An 18793-nucleotide genomic window follows, 5' to 3' on the forward strand; every position below is an offset into this window, starting at 1 on the left:
ATTTTTGCGCAATTTAATAGTAACTATAAAATTATAGCAACTGTCACTAATCCGTACTCAAAAAGTGAAGCTGACTTTCTTAGTTTTAGCTTTGAATTGGGCTTTGGTAACAAAATATTCAGTTTATAAAATGCGGTATTCTAGCTACTATCAACTGCTTTTTATTTTTTAAGTCAAATGAATACTTATAGGCTCTAAGTCTCACTCAAGATATTACCTACAATAAACAGATTTAGATTAGGGGCTAGCTTGCTCATTTTAAGAACTGCCATATATATCTGACACATTCATTTAAACAAAGCAAAAAACCCCTAAAACTCTATACATTAGCATAGCAAGTGGATAATGACCCTCTATGATGAACAAGTACCTTTGGTCGCCATATTTGTTTTCAGCACTTCGGCTCTACCAACAGATTCATCAACAATTTTAACCCCAGCTCCGCCAACAAAAACACCCATTTTAATGTATTGTTCTACGAAATATAACCTTCCCTTTTCAGTGAAAAGTGTTATTGCATTAGGTGAAAATTCAGATTCAGTACTAATTGAGTGCTCTTTGTCTCCTGCAACTTCTTGATAAAAGAAAACGCCTTTTGCTGTTTCACCTACACATTCACCGTTAATAAACACATCTTTTTTAAGTGCAGCTCCAAGTGATGAGTTAGTACGATAAACATAAATGCCGGCATTATCATGTTCTGGAAGTTCAAATTTTTTAGCTTGATTTGACTCTGTTTCCGTTGTTGTTGGTACAGTGGCACATCCTGACAGCCCTAAACCTAGAATAACAACAAGACCTAATCCAATTTTCTTTAGCATGTAATTTCCCTATAAAATCAATAAATAAATCAGATAAGATTCTATAAGAATGTGACTTGCGTCAATAGAAACAATAAGTTTAGCGCTCTATTTTTGCGAGACGTATCATTTGGCGGAATTGATTTACTATGTTTGCATTTGGTTTAGTCTAAATTAGCTAAACCAAATAACGTTCATTATTCACTTTCTTATTATGCGCTTTAGAATACTAACCACGCTTCTCATTGGCGATCATTTCATAAATATCCATGTACACATAGTTATCGCGAGTACGTGTGGTGTATGCACCAATTTCGATACGCTGGTTAAACTGAGGACCATCAACAACCATTGTATGATACTCCCCTTGCTCACCGCACAGATCGAGTGTTCCCTGTTCGCTGGCATCTTGCAAATCGGCCAATGTTGCCAAGTTCAACTCTCGACCAACCCACGTTTCATCAAGCCAACGCGTATTAATACACGTGATGTACACGCTAAAACCTTCATCAATTAGCCCTTGCAGTAATGATGCTCTATCGCATTCCCATAGCGGTGTATAAACATCAAGATTCAACGGACAACACCGCTCTCGAATCCAATTCGCACTTCCTTGAACCAAATCAATATCACCGGTAACCACACCTTCAATATTCAATTCATCTCGTAACCAGCGTAAACTATCCTCATAGCTTTTATCGTAGGGGGCATCAATGGTTAAAATATAATGCGGTAGCCCCAGTGCCTCTGCCTGCATTTCCATCAAACTAAGTGGATGAGCCAAAAAATTGGGATTTTCCGGCGCAAAGGTGACGAGACAACTAACGGTATAACCCTTTTGTATCGCCTTGTGGAGCGCTAAGGCTGAATCCTTACCCCCCGTCCATAGCATTGCGACGTTTTCCATAATACTCATTTCCTTAACACAGCGAATGCGTTTAATTAGTGACGATATCAGGCTTTTTTTACAAATTTAGCCGTGACCATCATTTCACCCGCACCATCCACTTTACAATCTAATTGATGGTCTTTTCCTTCAACAATTCTCCGGATTAATGCTTTCGTACCAATTTTCAGTACGAGAGAGCTACCTTTAACTTTAAGATCTTTTATCAACGTGACCTTGTCACCTTCATTCAGTAACGTTCCGTTAGCATCTTTTATATTCAAGGCATCTTCATTAGCCAATGCTTCCGATGGATTCCATTCATGACCGCATTCAGGGCAGATTAGATGATCTTGGTCTGGATAAACAAATTCAGATTGGCAATTAGGGCAAGGAGGGAAAGACATACATTTTACTTCATTAACTTAAACCAACAGACATGATAATCGGTCTGTTCAGCCTAAGCGAGCAGATTTTAACGCATTCATTACCGCATCAACTTCTATTGCAATTAACTATTCTGATTCAATGAAACCCTTTATTTCTAGAAATGACATCCACCAAGCTCCCCCTACTCCAAACCAATCAATACTCCATAAACGTTCAATAAACATGCCAAATATTAGTAGCGCCTTTCATAACTAACGCAACTTTCAGTGGTTAAATTGGCACCAGTCGTTTGCTCTTTTTAAATTATTTTTAAATTCACGTTATTCTGTCTATTGACGATAGCATGAATATCCAGCATGATATTCATGGTCTTTTGGTAACGTTATTATCATAAAACGCCTGACCCAACATATCTAGAAGGATGAGTAATGAAAATTTCCATAGAAATTGAAGGTACTGAAAATGAAATCTGTCGAGCCCTCGAAATCATCGCGGCAAACCACGATATCTCTCACCTAGTATCAACGAACATCGAAGCGAGTAACCTTGGTACTCAGCAAATTCTCGAAGTGTTCGAACGTTTAAGTTGGGAATCGTTCTACCTGCTGCATTTTTTGCATGCGCAGGGCGAGCTAAAAGAAGCGTGGCATGAAGGGCAAGATTGGTACGTCTGTTCGTTAGAGCAGCTAGAAACGCACTTATCACTCACCGAGCGAAACATTCGCGCTAGAATAAACGGAGTAAAGAACTCTTGTACATCCCGAGACATCACACCGTTTGTCTATACCCATCAAGGAACAAGTGAACGCCTCTACTGTTTAAATAAATCCGTTGAACCTGTTTTACTCGACAGACTCAACAAATGGAAAGCGACCTACGACGAGTGGCTAACCAAAAGCGACCTGCCACCATTAAATAACCACTAAGATCGCCGTACTAATTAACATGTATTTTAAGCAGGAGGCATTAATGAATCGTCTGTTACATATCACTGACCTACATTTTAATCAAAAGGCTTGTCGTTGGTTAGAGAACGTTACAACACAATTCGATCTCCTTTGCATTAGCGGTGATTTATTTAATGATAGTCACTATGTGGCTGAAACGCTTGAAGAGCAAGCCATATGGTATCGCCGCTTTTTTCAACGACTAGATAAGAGTATCTACCTTTGCTCAGGCAACCATGACTGGGTTGATGGCCAAAACTGGACTGATTCTCTCAAGATGGAGAGGGTGTTTACCGATGGCAGTATGACAAACACAACCCACGGAATAATTGGTTGTGTTCCGTACGGAACCGTTAATTTTGCCCCCTATAAAAATTGCAAAATACTTCTGCACCATGAACCTCCTAAGGGGAGTAAAACCGCTCGACAAAATGGCACTGACTTAGGCAATAAAGACTTATTAGAAGCCCTTGACCTGGGCATCATTACACCTGACTACCTTCTGTGTGGCCATGTGCACCAGCCTAAAAGTAATGGGGTTCGTCGCGGTGAAAATCTTATTATCGTTAATCCGGGCTCAAGTGATAAAAGCCCTAAAACTCAATTAATTAAACTATAAACTTAGTCGTTAAAGAACTTAAACCATTAGTGAAATCCAAAGGAATAATAAAACATGGAAAATTTAAAACCTGCCATCGACGCCGCAATTTCAGGCCTTGTCTCACCATTTTCTACCCATCAACTTATCATCGCGGTAGCTAAAGCCAATCAACATGCTTATATTGAAGCTTTACATGCCGAGCTAAACAACAAACGTCCGTTCCAATCATTGCATGCCAATATTGGCCGCTATTTAGTCACGCTACCACAACTGACGAAAAGCGAAGAACGCTGTAATGACGTTGATATTTGGGGCGACAACTCTGATAACTCGCTGTGGTTAGTTAAATAATCACAAAGTGCTTTCGGTCGTCATGATGACTAACTGTTGGTCGCTAACGCGACTTTTACACCAAAGCCAATAAGCACGGTGCCCATCATCTTCTCGACCGTTTTTTGTGCGCGTAAAAACGCACTCTTTACAGCACTTCGGTTCAAAAACACCGCCACCAACGAAAACCATATCAAACATGATAGCGAGACAATAGCACCATAAATAATTTGAATACTTAACGGCGTAGAGGGGCTGACAAGTTGAGTAAACAAGCTCACAAAAAACAGCGTTGCTTTCGGGTTAAGTGCATTATTAATGAAACCCATACGGTAAGATCTGAAAGCCGTGATCGGTGTGGTACTCTTGTCCCCCTGAATCATCTCTAACCCACCCTTGCTTCGTATGCTACTCATCCCTAAATAAATCAAGTAAGCGGCACCTAGGTATTTAACGATGGAAAAAAGCACTATCGACGTCGACAAAATGACCCCAATCCCCGCAAGAGTATAAAAAATATGTATCCATACCGCGGATGCGACCCCCATCGCAGTAAAGATGCCAGATCGCCTTGAGTAGCTAAGGCTGTTTTTAGCCACCACGATAAAGTCCGGCCCTGGCGTAATAATGGTTAAAATGGTGATCGAGATAACAGCGACTAACTCGGCTACATATTTTGCAAGTATAAATTCCATGAATATCCATCTAGTCCTTTAAATGCACTATTTACCTAGGCATTACGCACCTACCGTCAGGCGTTCGTGGATAACATTATAAGCCTATGTTATTAAACATATCTACAGGTAAATGGCCGTTGGTTATGAAGTCTGGTCTGTCGAAACAAGAATGAACACTTAGTTAAGCGACACTCTTGCTGTTTAAATATGGCGGGGCTTAAACGCCCAGAGCACTGTGCCTTTTTAACCAACGTGAAACCGGCTTTTCGATACCGTAATGAAGAAACCAAGCCATAACGATAGCAATAACAGTGGTTATGGTTACCAATTCTAATTTACCTATCTGTAACGCAAACCGATTCATAATCACATAACCAATTTCTTGATGGAGCAAATAGAGTGGATAAGTGAGTACCCCAAGTCTTATCCAGATTGGCCGGCGTAATGGGTTACTCTTAAACAAAGCGATAATGGCGAATAGCATCAAAAATAATAGGTTGATGATAATCACTGTCGTACTATTAAATTCGGTCCCATACCATTGGGTGAGTAAGGCGGCAAAGTCTACCGATTGCTTTAGGATAAATGCTACCGATAGGCCAACAATAATACCGCGATATGCACTAAACCCTTCTTGCGTAATGACATAGAATGTACACCCTGCTATAAAATACCCACCCCAGTGTGGAAATAGCGATGTAAACATATTTACATTTGCTGCTTGTGGGCTAAGAAGGCTAATTAACGATACAACCGCAGCCCCCATTAGTATATGTTCAATATATTTTAGCCCACCACTGACAGTAATGATCAGCATGAGTAAATAAAACTGTAACTCTATCCACAATGTCCAATATGAACCATCTATAGGTAGGATACCCATGCCAGAATTAAACATGGTTGCGTTAGCAATAAACGAACCAATAGTAATGGTGTGTTGTGCACCAGAAAACCAAACAACGATAGTCGTGGTTGTTATCAACGCCACCCAGTATGCGGGATAAAGCCGAATAAAACGCGACAACGCAAATTTCTTAGCGCTACCATGATGAAGGCTGAGCAAGACAACAAAGCCACTAATCACGAAGAAAAAGTTAATGCCAAGATAGAAATACTTGGTTACCGCGTTAATCATTTCAAAATTGAATTCTGGTGTACGGCCAAGTTTCCAACCAACAAACGTATAGTGATAAATGACTACCGCAATTGCAGATATAAATCGAAACAAGTCTATTTCATAAAAACGAGTAGGTTGCATTTTTTATTGCTATCAAGAAAATGGAAATTTTAATTTATCTCAACATGCATATTAACGCTGGAGTATTTTTTTGAAGTGTCTCGGCTTTTAGCCTGTAATGGGCTCTATGTCTCATCGCCTAACCCTGCCCCTTCCAAGTACCAATAAGCAGCTCATCACGATACTGATTGCCTCTAGAGTAAGAGAGGTATTTCCATAGTTTTTTGTCGTCTGTTACGTTTCGCCAAACATAAAAAAGGCTTTAAGCAATGCCCAAAGCCTTCTTTGTACTGTTTAGCAGCGTACTAACGCCACACTCTATTCGTCTTCAGACGCCGCTGCACCCGCATTACGTTGCAATGCTTTACGCTTATTACGCTCAATCTGCGTTTGAACAAATTCAGCCAACGTTTTCTCAGCCCACTCTTTGGCCTCTGCTTCTGTTGCAAAGCCCGTTTCGCGCTTTGAAACAGTGGTACGTCGTGCTGATAGTTGACGAATGATCTCCGCCGCCCAGCCATTTCTCTTCTCAACTAAGCGGTAATCAAATTTTTTGCCGTTTGCCATGTCATTTTCCTAGGGTAAATCAAGGTGAGAGTGGTTACTCGTCGAACTATACAAATAGCGACCAATGAACCACTGCGCCTTTGTAAGCTCGGTATTAGAACACATTTACTCTCATTTAAGAATAAACAATTCATACCATAAATAACAACGGCAGCGAACGATGCCCTCATTGATTGCGTTTTTCTTTTGATACAAAAGGCATTGTTAGTAGTGACGGTAAGCTTGCTTGAGCGCGGCTGGCAGGAAAAGACGTTAACCCAATAGGCAACTGCTCATCTGACACATAGCCCCTCGCTGTATACGTACCGAACACGCGATCCCACCATGAAACACTGAAGCCAAAATTACTGTCTGTCTCTATAGGCTTCTGACTATGGTGAATACGATGTAATCGCTGCGTAATAATCACCCATGCAAGCCTATCATCGACTCGCTGCGGAATACGAACATTAGCATGATTAAAGAGTGCAAACCCATTTAGCATGATTTCAAAAATCAATACGCCCTCTGCTGGTACGCCTAACAACAGAACAATCACCACCTTAAACAATAAGCTCAGTACAATCTCTAAAGGGTGAAATCGAAAACCGGTTGTCGTATCAACTAAACAATCTGCGTGATGCACGCGGTGTAATTTCCACAGAGTGGGAACACGATGAAATAGCCTGTGCTGCCAATAAATAGCACAATCTAGCGCAGCCACGCTGATGATCATGGTAACAACAGCCGATAATTCAACATGAGCAAACAAGCCAATGCCGTGTTGCTGCGCATACCATGCCACACCTGTCACCCCCATCGGTAAAACCAGTTTGGCTAACAGAGCCGACAACACCACTAACCCGACGTTACCCGGCCAACGGAATCGTCTTAATAACGGACTGCTACGCGCCGGACACGATATCTCCCAAGCCTGCATCAATATCAACACAGAAAAGAACATGCCTAAACGCCATATTACTTCATTGCTAACCATCCGGCCTCCTTCCATGTGCCCTGCACAGCTTCGCTTCAATACAATGTGATGCAACACTTCTACATAGCATCAACGTAACGCCTATATGACTGATGGTAGAACAGGATAGATGCAACACCAACTGCAAACTTGTTTGACTCTTTCACACTTCATCGATAGATTTCATATACCATTGTTACCAAGCCAAAATACCATGAACCTCGACACTCGCTGGTTAGAAGATTTCTTAGCGCTGGCTGATATTAAGCATTTTTCCAAAGCAGCGACGGCACGACACATTACTCAACCCGCATTTGGGCGACGCATTCGCTCGTTAGAAAACGCCGTCGGTCAACCGCTCTTTGATCGTAGCACGACGCCGATTACCTTAACGTTAGCTGGACGCCAGTTTCATAATGTAGCACGCAACATAGTCGAACAGATGTATCTTGGCTTAACGCAGTTAGATCAACTCGATAGCCCTCAGCAACAACCTGTTCGAATTGCATCGCCTCACTCGCTGACTTCTCCTAGTCTTATCGACCTTATTACCTTATTAGAGCAAGACGCAGATCCGATACCGTATTCTGTGGATGTTATGCGCGTCGATGAGGGTATTGACGCCTTAAAGGAGGGACGCTATGACTTCTTTTTAGGATTTGAACACCTTGCATTATTGCAGCCTCCGTTCAATAACCTCTTATTAGGGCACGGACACTTTTTTCTCGTTACGGCGGCCGATAACAATGGAGAGCCCATTTACTCACTAAATAGCTCTCCGCTACCTTTACAAACTTACTCTTCTGAATCCTATACCGCGAGGCTAATAGAACAACATCGTCCCACGGTTAGCACCACGAATAACCCCATTTTTGAGTCCTCTATGTGTCAATTACATAAAGAGCTTGTCCTGCGAAAAAAGGGGATCGCTTGGCTACCTGACTGCATGATTCAATCTGAATTAAGTAACGGCACCCTACTCCCTATTGAGCCCAAAAGCCTACGCATTCCTTATCAAATTAGGCTATATCGACACGCCACACCACTACAAACACATGCAGAAGCCCTTTGGGATGATTTAACACAGCGTTGCGCTTCCGGTTGGCAGTTCATAACGTCAGTGTAGGTAACGTCGCTGTTGCGGGTAGTAAAGGCTGTTTGCAAAGACACGACAGAATCGCTTGGTGATCACACCGTAGGTCGAGATGCACTGAAACATCCGTGGACATAAGCTTCTTCGGTTTTTTACTCTAATTTCTAACGTTCGGACTAATAAAAATATGGTGTGCACGCACTGTCATATTGCATCTGCTTTATAGTTCCAGAGCGCAATACGCCACGTTTATACCAACCAGAATAAATATCTGGTCATTCTTGCTGGTTACAATCGCTGATAGCATCGTTATAGATTTTGTAGGTAGGTCAACTAGCTAGCAGCAATCTATGCCTTGCTCTAAGCGATTTTTCCTGCGCAATTATCTGAACACCTATTTATCCCGATTGGTATTAGTTCACGTGTTTTAGCTGTGTGAACTGCTAATCTACTTAGCGCGACATTACTTCATCAAGTTTCCGTAAAAGAAGTTACTCAGTGCCTGATAATGCTCTTCAGATTCAGGGGTACCAAAAGCTACAGCGTAATCGGCATGAGATTGACCTTCATAGACATTAAGCTCCGCTTCAACCCCTGCACGCTTAAGTTCGCGATGCACTCGTACAGTATCACTCAATAACAAATCACGCGTGCCAGTGATCAAATAAGTTGGCGGAAAGTTCTCAAAGCTGCCGTTAATCGGCGATACGATAGGATCTGTTAGTTCTAGCTCACCCACATAGACATTGGCTAAAGCAGAAGACATACCACGCCAACTACCTAATATGTGGTCTAGTCCTTCATTGACATAACGGCTGTCTCCAGTCATGGTCATATCCACACCCGGTGTTCCAACATAAAGCGCGCTTGGTACAGGTAAAGCCTGTTTATTGATCTCCTGTGTCACTGCAAGCGTTAGAGCCCCGCCAGCAGAAGTCCCCCCCATGACCATGGAATCTGCAGAGCGCGTTTTTAGAAGCGCATTCCACACCTTAACAATATCATTACGGCTTGCTGGTGCGGGGGCATCTATCGATTTGGTGTAGTCGATCGCTAGTGCTGGAATTTGCATCTTAGAAGCAATGATAGAAGCTTCTGATGTTGATGCTAGACCACTATTCAACATATACGCACCGCCCTGAACCGCGACATAGAGCTTGTCTTTTAGCTCTGGCGCAATCGCCTTTGGCGTGACCCAATACACATCAACGCCACCAATAGAGTCTTTTTCAATGGTTACCCCTAGCGTCTTAGCTAGCGATTCTGCTCGTTCGATGGCTGGCGTGTCACGCGCATCAACGAAAGCGCGCCACTCGCTTTCTGTTTTGGGTAAGTTTTTCTGCAGTGACTCTACATTCGCTGCCGGAAAGTTTTTCGAAAACTCATAAAACTCAGGACTAACTGCCGTGGTTAGAGGTACAGGTTGTGCTGAGAGAGGTAGCGCATCTTTATCGGTGTTAGCCATGACGCCAGTGCTTAAAAAACTTGTTGCGATAAAAGTAAGGAAGAGATTACGTGATTTCATTTTTTTCACCTATACAGTTTGATGTAAAAGCACTCCTTGCTTCGATGGCATTAAGATAAACAAACCGATTGATGATATGTATGAATTAGAGAAATTCATTTTTGCAAGCTACGTGCACTAAAGTGATCATCAACGTCTCACAACAACACGTTATTTGCTAGGATTAAGCAATGGACTACAGGGAGAGTTAGCTATTAACATCAGAGAATTAGATCTAAATTTGCTGCGAGTGTTGCGTGCAATAGTTGAGACTAAAAACTCACACGCTGCGGCGGAAAAACTGGGTATTTCACAAACCAGTGTCAGTCGCGCGATAGCCAAACTCAAAGAAAGCTTCGGTGAACAGCTTTTTATTCGCAAAGCTCACGGGATTGAACCATCAGAATTGGCCATGATGTTGGCTGATGCTTCTGCAGAAATTCTACACCCAATCGAAAGAGTCATTGAGGACTACTCTGCTTTTGACCCAAAGAAGTACTCTGGCAAGGTCAACATATTGGTCAACACCTTTTTGCTCGAGTTCTTTGGCCCACGTCTAATTCTTGCTTTACGAACCAGCTTACCTAGCGCGAGTTTCAATATTTCCCAATGGCAAAAAGACTCTCTCTATGATGTATTACAAGGTGGCGTTGACTATGTAATTCAATTTGAGTCTTACTCCATGCCTCAAGATGTGTTCTGCCGAAACTTGGCCAAAATTGAGAATGTTATATTGGCTAAAAAGAACCACCCAATTCTATCCAAGGGTAGTGATTGGGGATCGATTCACCCATTGCCAATAGTCAGGCTCTATCTCGATGGTATTAACCCAAGAAAAGGAATCCTTGAACACCTGTATGAAAGACAGGGCTACCAAGCAAACTTCTTACTGACTACACACAGTGTCAGGACAGCGGTTGAATTGGTCAAAAATAGCGACGCAATCATGTACTCGAGCAGCTTCGTAAAACAAATTGCACCTGAGATTGAATGCTACTCTCTACCACCCAATATCCAACAACATAATGTTCTCGACATTAATGGCTCTTATCTACAAACACGGCGTGGCAGCCCATTCAGCCAATATCTCCATCAAACTATCCAATCCTTTTTTGATGAAACCTTATTAACCCAGTGAGCGTAGCATGAACAAAAAACTCCAAGATCTCGATTTGAACTTATTAAAGCTTTTAAAAGCTGTAGTAGAGACTCGTAACACGCATGCTGCTGCTGACAGATTGGGAATCTCACAAACAAGCGTCAGCCGTGGACTTTCAAAACTTCGTGATGTATTCGGAGAGCAGCTCTTTATCCGCAAAGCACATGGCGTTGAGCCATCAGAGCTTGCCGAGAAGTTAGCTGAAGCAAGTGATCAAATGTTCATACCACTAATGAAAGTGGTAGAGTCTTACCAGAGCTTTGACCCTATAGAGTTTAATGGCCAGATTAAAATCGCCATGAATATCTTTTTCTTGGAGCTACACGGGGAGGGAATTTTTGACACACTACGCCGTAATTTTCCAAATGCCAATTTTAGCCTAGTTTACTGGCAAGAGCATTCTCTGGCGGAAGTGTTGAACGGCGGCATTGACTATTTGATCCACTTTGAAGGTTATCCCCTACCACAAGAGATTTATAACCATACGTTACAAGAGGTCGAGCTTTGTCTCATTGCTCGTAAAAACCATCCAGTATTGAACCAAACCTCTGACTGGGCATCTATCCATCACTTGCCGATTGCGCGAGTGATCATTGACGGTATTAACTCTAAACGCGCTCCTGTTGAAGAGGTTTATCTCACCAGAGGTTTTCAACCCCGAGTGTCATTGGTTACCCACAGTATTCGAGTTCTAACCAACAAATTAAGCACGTCAGATGCGATTATGTACGGGAGTCGTTACATGAGCTTGCTTGATGATCGTCTGGCAAGTTACCCACTACCAGAGCTACCAACACAGATGCAGAAAATTAAGGTTTGTGGTGGCTATCTGCAGTCAAAACGGGGGTATCCGCTTAACCAACATATTCACCAAATCATCCAAAGTTACTTTAATAGCTTGGAGATCCCCCAATAGTGAATCAGATATAGCAAAAATGCATTTCTCTAATTCATATAAAGGATGAATAAGTCGATATAAGCTTCTCACCAACTTACGGATTTGTCGCAAATGGAAAGGCTTAACTTACGTTGATGAGAACAACCAATGAACAAAACAGTGCTCTCTGTATTCGCTCTACTACCAGTTTCTATCGCTTCAGCTACTGCGTTTGATACTTCACGCTTCTCTGGTGAGGTGTCTTTGAACTCTGGCTTTAGCAGAACTAACTCTAACTTAGATACCAATAGTTCGGCGCAAATAAATCACCTAGGTAAAGGCGATAGTTCTAATCAGAATTTTGTTGCGCCCCTAGGTAGCCTTTACTACGCGCTAAACGAAAACAACAACCAACGAGTCTACCTAGGTACTTCGCGTGATGATTTGGCCGTTGGGACACTTGCATTTGAACTTGGTTATCAATATGACTACCACAATGGTACTAAGCTCGATATCGGCTATCTTCCTACCGTTGTCGCCGAAGAAGTGTGGGCTAATCCGTATCTAACAGGACATAAAAGAGAGACAACCGAACGCCAAGGCCACGCTTATCGCTTGAAACTCTCGAACCTATGGAACAGCGGAGTGTCATTTGATATGGCGTATGCTACTTCTGAGATTGACAATGAAGGTATTAATCACGCGGAATTATTACGAGATAGTAAAACCTATTACATAAAAGGTCAGTACCGCACAATGCTTAACACCAACTCAGGCTACATTACAGCTTTTAGTTATACTGACCATGACGCTGATGGTAGCGCTGCATCGTTTAATGCCTATAAGGGAGAACTAAGTTATTTCTACCTCACAAGCAACTATCAGCTAGCGCTAACAGGAAGCTATACACTACGAGACTTTTCAGCAGAAAATCCGATCTTCTCTAAGACACGAAGCGATGATGTATATCGACTATTTCTTGCTTACGAGTATAGCAACATTCCTGGCTGGGATAACTGGAGTATCACCTCATTTATTGGCAGTACCATTAACAATTCAAACATCGACTTCTATAGTAGCGATAGCTTGCTGATGTCTGTTGGTATGAACTACAAGTTCTAACACCACTTTATGTCGGGTCCATCCCACTAATGGACCCGAAGAGCAACCCTCTTCGCTTATCAAAAGAATCTGTCAACACGAGGCGAGAGCAGCGATGGCACCATATTGTTGAGTAGCCAATTACGCCTAGAAGCGATAAACCAAGCCCACTCGCTTTACGGTGTGAATGAAAACCATATAAATGTGCTGTCCAATAGCGATGCACAAAGCAAAATCCGAGCTTTCTGGGAGTTAGTTGAGGTAACTCGCTAAGAAAGTATCGACATGGATTTATGCCCTAAATACCTCATAAACATTGCGCTTTAAGTTATCAGTCTCATTTAGCATTAAAAATTGAAGTTTGTTCACTAAGCCGTACTTATCTTTGTAGCTTTCATAGAACCCGAAGTTAAGCCAATTATCCGATAAACAACCTGTTAACCATATTTATCTTATAAAAGCTTATCGCTCTCTAAACACGCTTCGGGGCAAAAGCCTTTTCGCTTAACTGCCTCGCCTGATTTGATATAGCCAAAAAACGAGCAAACCTTCTGTCACTGACAAACTTGACTGTCTTTCGACAGTAGCGCATCAAATCTTATTAAGCACTGCTAAGTCAGTGCACAATAAGATTTAACTTAATGCCGTATCGGCATCAGCAAAAGAGAATCGGCATTTCACATCTTATAAAAACACGGTAATAATGCCCACGCAAACGTTTGCTATTGCCTCTACTTTACTATTAAGAGTGTTTCGTTTTATGAAAACCCTTTCTTTACAGGCGTTTTACCAACAATTCCCAAAGCTGGATCTGCATTACCATCTACTCGGTGGTGTACGCCTTACCACGATGCAAGCGCTAGCTGGAAAATATCACGTTGATCTGCCCATTGATGAAGCGCAAGCCTACTATCGCGCATACCAACAACCCGGAATGAAGCGCAAAGGAGGGATTGAAGCTCTCACCTTTCTTTATCAATTAATGCGTGAAACCGCAGACTATCAAAGAGTTTTATGGGAAGTCGCTGAAGATGCAGCCGCATGCAACTTACGCTATATAGAAACATTCTGGAACCCGAGTGATACCGAACTTGATTATCACGCCGTGACAATTGCGATGGCAGAAACGGCAGATAAGGCAGAACGCGAGCTTAACGTTACTGTACGTTTTATTCCCTCCATCAACCGAGAGAAGTCGCCAGAAGAAGCCACTAAGATGGTCGAAGCCATCATCGCACGCCCCCACCCTTATGTGCTGGGGATCGGAATTGACTATAACGAGCAGAACGCGAGTGTTGAGCAGTTCTGGCAAGCGTACCAACTGGCTGCAAACCACCAGCTTAAATGCACCGCGCATTGCGGTGAATTCGGCCTACACTGGCGCAACATCCAAGCAGGCGCAGAGCTACTCAATTGTCAGCGTATTGATCATGGTTATACCATTACTGATAACCCGGAAATGCTGACGACTTACGCCCAACGAGGGATACCGTTTACTGTCATTCCATCAAACACATATTATCTAAAACAATGGCCAGATCATCAAACATGGTGTCGCAATCACCCCATTCGCGACATGGCTAAGGCTGGCCTAAATATCATCCCATGCACTGACGATTGGCACATCCACGATACTAACAGCGCTAACTGTTACCGCGTAATGGTAGAAGAGCTCGGTTTCGACCTCGATGGTATTCGTTTAATGCTGGAAAATGCAATCGATGCCAGTTGGGCAGATAACAGCACTAAAGCACATTGGAAAGCCACTTGGCTGAGCGAATTTGACAACTTGCGCACGCAATTAGCGCAAGAGCCGAACATTGACCCTAATCATCATATTCATTATTCAAGACCTTAATTGGAGACAACATGGACTCTGTGCAACCAACCCCTGCTCGTTCTATTGCGAGTTGGTTTAAGTTCAAGGAAAACGGCACAACGTTACGCAACGAGATCATTGGAGGATTAACAACTTTTACAACAATGGCCTATATGATCGCTGTTGTGCCAGGCATGTTAAGTAAGGGCGGAATTCCGTTTGAGAGTGCCCTCACCGTTACAATCTTAATGACCGTTATTACGACCATTGCAATGGCCGTTTATACCAACCGACCTTTTGTTTTAGGCCCAGGTCTTGGCAGCGTTGCTATTTTTTCATTTACCTTGCTCGGCAATGATGTCCCCCTCAGCATCGCTGCTGGCATTGTATTTATCAGCGGTGTGCTATTTATGCTGGTCTCCTTCCTTGGGGTACGTGATTTTGTTGTTCGCGTTATTCCTCACGGAATAAAAGTCTCTGTCGGGGTTGGTATTGGGCTATTTATCGCTTTGCTTGGGTTCAAGCAAGCGGGCATTGTGGTAGCAGACCCTCGCAAGAATGTGCTTATTTTTGGTGACCTCGCAGCAACGGAAACCTTACTTGCCACTGTCGGGTTCTTCCTTGTTCTGTTCTTTACCGCACGGAAAACACAAGGCGGTATTATCATGGCGATCCTTATTACCACCGTTATTGCACTCTTTTTAGGCATTACTCAAGTACCGTCAAACCCATTTAGTATGCCAGGCTCAATCGATGGCTTGTTCTTTGAACTGGATGTATTAGGTGCCCTGAACCCAACTTACTTACCATTTCTTCTGGCTTTCTTTATCCCTGACTTCTTCTCAACACTCGGTACTCTGCTCGGTGTCGGCGCACAAGCAGGTTACCTAGATAAAGAGGGAAACCTACCGGGGATTGAAAAGAACTTTCATGTCGACTCCTCTGCCACCACCTTTGGCGCGCTCTTTTCTTGTCCTGTAATGACAACCTATTTAGAGAGTTCAGCCGGTGTTGAAGCGGGCGGGCGAACCGGGTTTACCGCCATTATTACTGCGCTGTGCTTCACGGCAACACTGTTTATGGCTCCTGTTGCAGGAATGATTCCAACCGCTGCGACTGCACCCGTATTAATGTATATCGGTATCACGATGATGAGTTCAATTCGCAAAGTGGACTTTAATGACCTCACCGAGTACCTACCGGCATTTGTTTGTGTTGCAGTTAGTATTTTTAGCTTCAATGCTGGCAACGGTATCGCTGCAGCCATGCTCGTGTATGGATTTTTGAAGTTAGCCACTGGACGTTGGAAAGAAGACCACTGGTCTGTTTATCTTATCTCACTCTCTATGATCTACTACTTCTATATTGTGGCGCATTAATTAAGGCACTAAAGCAACAAAAAATCGGCGTCTATTGACGCCGATTTTTTACTGCCTATTGCCGCGAAGATAGCGACCTAAGCCGCTACACTTCAGCAATGATTTTTGTGCTAGCTGGTGCCTCTAGCGCTTTGTTAAAGTCCCAGTTTTTTCTCGCAGCATTAATAATGACACCAATAATAAATTTAATCGCAATATACTCACCAGCTTCAGGAATATAAGGGATATCTATTTTCTCATTAGCCAGTTTGCTCAGGCGCGTAATTAATCTTTTCGCTTCCTGATCATCAATGCCATCGGGAAGGCTCCTCACCAAATCGTATAACTCGTTTGGCAAATTGTCATATAGAAATGTATCGACTTTCACCACCACTTTTAGCAGTATCTTCTCTTCGCGTGTTTCATTAATTAAAGGCACGTTTATCTCTTCGTTTAAACGTGCAGCGAGCCCTTTCACTTCCCGCTCGGTTAATTTGACCCGTTGCTGGGGCGGCGCAAAGTACTCATCTAATAATTCTTTAAATTGGTCTCGAGATAAATCGCTAATGGTATTCATCATACTCTCCTTCTCGGCTATTTAACCAATAAAGTCAACTAACTGGGCTCGCATGCTATCAAGCAACCGAGTTGCCTCTGAAGTCAGACTTGCAATATTTCGCGCAGACGCATCATCCAAATCATCATTCGCGACGTCTAGGCGCACCTGCATACGCAAATAGTTATCGCCTAGAATTTGCTGAAGTTGGTAGTCAGCAGCATCACAAACACCATCAAACATGCAGTTCATCGCGGGTAATGCCCAGCTGGCTTTTCCCCAATCCTTCGCTTCACGATAAGGGATCTTACGTACCAGTTCGCCCGTCCCTAAAGACAGTAACTTTATCTCTTCGTCCGGATAGAGTTTCTTTGCTTCGGCGTAGGCAGAGACCGCCGGATTGTTCACAAAAATACCGCCATCAATAAGTGCATGACGTCTATTCTCAATTGTTAATAATGCAGGTTCGAAATAGGTAGGCGCGGCAGACGTCGCTCTTGCTGCATCGCGCATTTTTACTGATCGGGTCGACTCCTTCCAACTCTTTATAAAAAACGGACTCCGCCGTTCAATATCATAGGTTGTTACCATTACTCGCGTTTTTGCGGCAGCCATTACATCAGAAGAGAAGTACTCCTCCAATACCTGCTCTAGTCCATCCGAAGAATACGTTTCGTCAGCAAGCCCACCCACTGACGACACACCTTGCCAAAATGAACGGGCAAAAATTTCGGTCCCGCGATCACGGTATATTTTGGATAACTCAACGGCTGAATACGGTAAACCCTGTTCTTTGTCCACCGATAGGCCAAGGGCAATAATTCCGCCAGTTGATGTTCCACACATTAAATGGAACAGATCTCGGCTCGCTTTTCCTGTTAGCTTTTCCAGTTCTGCCAATACCAAGGCTGGAATAATGCCGCGAATACCACCACCATCAATTGATAGTATATATTTCATGCTGTTACTCCTTCAATTTCATTGATGGGTAACACACGCGCTGCACAATCTACGTACACCTAACTCACTGATGATATCGGGAGATAACCATCACCCTGTAGCACATAGCATACGTCACCCGCTTAAAATATAGACAATTACCGCGCCCGATGATGGAGATATTGATAACTACTCACATTAAATTTGATTTCTCTCTCAGATGGGACCTTGAAGTGATATCGAACACTAAATCAGGCGAGATACGGCACGATTTATGCGCATATGATTGAATATCGAACATGAACAACGTTCATTCGATCTTGTAAGAAAAATAGCAAAGTAGCTGATTAACTTAAGGTCAGTTATGCTCCCCAATAAGCAAGAAACATCGCTGCACAATGCTGAATATATTGGCGAATTTGTTCATCCGACTCTTTGACTGTATGGTTCAATTGTTTATGTATTACCCCCCGGCCATGACACATCATTAAGAACTGTGTTGTTGCCACATCAATATCCGCATCCGCCTTTATTTCCCCCCGCCGCCAACGCTGCAAAAGAAATTGTTTAAAGGTGTGATTGGTCTTCTCTGGCCCTGCCGCTAAATAAATACGCGCCAGCTCTGGATGGGAATGTGATAAAGAAACCGAAACCTTAAAGATGGAGCATGCTTCTTTTCCGAGCAAAAACTGGTAAAACGCAAAGCCAAAATCAACTAACACTTGCTCTAACGGTAAGTCGCTATCTAACACACTAGGGTTAAGGAAAACTGCCTGACATTTTTCACTAATACAACGCTCCAGCAGTGCATCTTTTGTCGAAAAGTAGCTATATACCGTCTGTTTAGAAACTCCCGCTTCTTTTGCGATATTATCCATCGAAACCGCATAACCCCTATCCGTAAATAGTTGAGTAGCCGCGTCAACGATAAGAAACTCTTTTTTGTTAACTTTCACCATAACTCCATTGCTACATCTTCTCAACAATCAAACTAGAC

Annotated in this window: 20 protein-coding genes; 9 read left to right on the plus strand and 11 right to left on the minus strand. The window is 42.8% G+C overall.

Annotated features, from left to right (window positions below; genetic code table 11):
• Positions 1-353: 353 nt before the first annotated feature.
• From ACKLNH_RS00550 to ACKLNH_RS00560, 3 genes are all read right to left on the minus strand, one after another.
• Positions 354-821 (minus strand): DUF2846 domain-containing protein, encoded by a 468-nt coding sequence (locus ACKLNH_RS00550; RefSeq protein WP_413110292.1) that lies wholly within the window; start codon positions 819-821, stop codon positions 354-356.
• A gap of 208 nt (positions 822-1029) precedes the next feature.
• On the minus strand, positions 1030-1707 hold the full coding sequence (locus tag ACKLNH_RS00555) for a Dph6-related ATP pyrophosphatase (protein WP_413110293.1): 678 nt from the start codon (positions 1705-1707) through the stop codon (positions 1030-1032).
• Between the two features lie 47 nt (positions 1708-1754).
• Positions 1755-2093, minus strand: a complete 339-nt coding sequence (locus ACKLNH_RS00560) for a zinc ribbon domain-containing protein YjdM (RefSeq protein WP_413110294.1) — start codon at positions 2091-2093, stop codon at positions 1755-1757.
• A gap of 411 nt (positions 2094-2504) precedes the next feature.
• Here ACKLNH_RS00560 and ACKLNH_RS00565 point away from each other — a divergent pair, with 411 nt between their 5' ends.
• The 3 genes from ACKLNH_RS00565 to ACKLNH_RS00575 are packed head-to-tail and all read left to right on the plus strand — an operon-like array spanning position 2505 to position 3975.
• Entirely contained in the window at positions 2505-3002 is a 498-nt protein-coding gene (locus tag ACKLNH_RS00565) for a hypothetical protein (RefSeq protein ID WP_413110295.1), read from the plus strand.
• 43 nt (positions 3003-3045) lie between these two features.
• Positions 3046-3642, plus strand: a complete 597-nt coding sequence (locus ACKLNH_RS00570) for a metallophosphoesterase family protein (RefSeq protein ID WP_413110296.1) — start codon at positions 3046-3048, stop codon at positions 3640-3642.
• 54 nt (positions 3643-3696) lie between these two features.
• A complete protein-coding gene (locus tag ACKLNH_RS00575) occupies positions 3697-3975 on the plus strand; it encodes a hypothetical protein (RefSeq protein WP_413110297.1) in 279 nt (92 codons plus the stop codon).
• Between the two features lie 29 nt (positions 3976-4004).
• Here ACKLNH_RS00575 and ACKLNH_RS00580 read toward each other — a convergent pair whose 3' ends face one another.
• The 4 genes from ACKLNH_RS00580 to ACKLNH_RS00595 form a co-directional block, all read right to left on the minus strand.
• Positions 4005-4649: a LysE family transporter gene (locus ACKLNH_RS00580; protein ID WP_413110298.1), complete on the minus strand. Its 645-nt coding sequence runs from the start codon at positions 4647-4649 to the stop codon at positions 4005-4007.
• Between the two features lie 199 nt (positions 4650-4848).
• Positions 4849-5889, minus strand: coding sequence for an acyltransferase family protein (locus ACKLNH_RS00585; protein ID WP_413110299.1), 1041 nt, complete (start codon positions 5887-5889; stop codon positions 4849-4851).
• Between the two features lie 297 nt (positions 5890-6186).
• Positions 6187-6435 carry a DUF3622 domain-containing protein gene (locus ACKLNH_RS00590; protein WP_413110300.1) on the minus strand — a complete coding sequence of 83 codons (249 nt, stop codon included), beginning with the start codon at positions 6433-6435 and terminating at the stop codon, positions 6187-6189.
• A 166-nt stretch (positions 6436-6601) separates the two neighbouring features.
• Positions 6602-7411 carry a sterol desaturase family protein gene (locus tag ACKLNH_RS00595; RefSeq protein ID WP_413110301.1) on the minus strand — a complete coding sequence of 270 codons (810 nt, stop codon included), beginning with the start codon at positions 7409-7411 and terminating at the stop codon, positions 6602-6604.
• 193 nt (positions 7412-7604) lie between these two features.
• On the opposite strand from ACKLNH_RS00595, the gene ACKLNH_RS00600 reads away from it, so the two are divergent.
• A complete protein-coding gene (locus ACKLNH_RS00600) occupies positions 7605-8516 on the plus strand; it encodes a LysR substrate-binding domain-containing protein (protein ID WP_413110302.1) in 912 nt (303 codons plus the stop codon).
• Positions 8517-8946: 430 nt separating this feature from the next.
• Here the strand turns inward: ACKLNH_RS00600 and ACKLNH_RS00605 are convergent, their stop codons facing one another.
• Positions 8947-10008 (minus strand): alpha/beta hydrolase fold domain-containing protein, encoded by a 1062-nt coding sequence (locus ACKLNH_RS00605; RefSeq protein ID WP_413110303.1) that lies wholly within the window; start codon positions 10006-10008, stop codon positions 8947-8949.
• Positions 10009-10228: 220 nt separating this feature from the next.
• Between ACKLNH_RS00605 and ACKLNH_RS00610 the strand changes: the two genes are divergently transcribed.
• The 5 genes from ACKLNH_RS00610 to ACKLNH_RS00630 all read left to right on the plus strand — a co-directional run bounded on the left by ACKLNH_RS00610 (position 10229) and on the right by ACKLNH_RS00630 (position 16322).
• A complete protein-coding gene (locus ACKLNH_RS00610; RefSeq protein WP_413110304.1) occupies positions 10229-11125 on the plus strand; it encodes a LysR family transcriptional regulator in 897 nt (298 codons plus the stop codon).
• 7 nt (positions 11126-11132) lie between these two features.
• Complete coding sequence (locus tag ACKLNH_RS00615) at positions 11133-12062, plus strand: LysR family transcriptional regulator (protein ID WP_413110305.1); 930 nt, start codon at positions 11133-11135, stop codon at positions 12060-12062.
• A gap of 129 nt (positions 12063-12191) precedes the next feature.
• The gene (locus ACKLNH_RS00620; RefSeq protein ID WP_413110306.1) at positions 12192-13145 is read left to right on the plus strand and encodes a DUF2860 family protein; all 954 of its coding nucleotides are present in this window, start codon (positions 12192-12194) and stop codon (positions 13143-13145) included.
• A 739-nt stretch (positions 13146-13884) separates the two neighbouring features.
• Positions 13885-14982: an adenosine deaminase family protein gene (locus tag ACKLNH_RS00625; protein ID WP_413110307.1), complete on the plus strand. Its 1098-nt coding sequence runs from the start codon at positions 13885-13887 to the stop codon at positions 14980-14982.
• Between the two features lie 11 nt (positions 14983-14993).
• The gene (locus tag ACKLNH_RS00630; protein WP_413110308.1) at positions 14994-16322 is read left to right on the plus strand and encodes an NCS2 family permease; all 1329 of its coding nucleotides are present in this window, start codon (positions 14994-14996) and stop codon (positions 16320-16322) included.
• An 85-nt stretch (positions 16323-16407) separates the two neighbouring features.
• Here the strand turns inward: ACKLNH_RS00630 and ACKLNH_RS00635 are convergent, their stop codons facing one another.
• The 3 genes from ACKLNH_RS00635 to ACKLNH_RS00645 all read right to left on the minus strand — a co-directional run bounded on the left by ACKLNH_RS00635 (position 16408) and on the right by ACKLNH_RS00645 (position 18755).
• Positions 16408-16881, minus strand: coding sequence for a hypothetical protein (locus ACKLNH_RS00635; RefSeq protein ID WP_413110309.1), 474 nt, complete (start codon positions 16879-16881; stop codon positions 16408-16410).
• 18 nt (positions 16882-16899) lie between these two features.
• Complete coding sequence (locus ACKLNH_RS00640; protein WP_413110310.1) at positions 16900-17817, minus strand: patatin-like phospholipase family protein; 918 nt, start codon at positions 17815-17817, stop codon at positions 16900-16902.
• Positions 17818-18158: 341 nt separating this feature from the next.
• Positions 18159-18755, minus strand: coding sequence for a TetR/AcrR family transcriptional regulator (locus ACKLNH_RS00645; protein WP_413110311.1), 597 nt, complete (start codon positions 18753-18755; stop codon positions 18159-18161).
• Positions 18756-18793 lie beyond the last annotated feature (38 nt).

This window comes from Thaumasiovibrio clandestinus, assembly GCF_047250365.1.
Taxonomy (GTDB): Bacteria; Pseudomonadota; Gammaproteobacteria; order Enterobacterales; family Vibrionaceae; genus Thaumasiovibrio.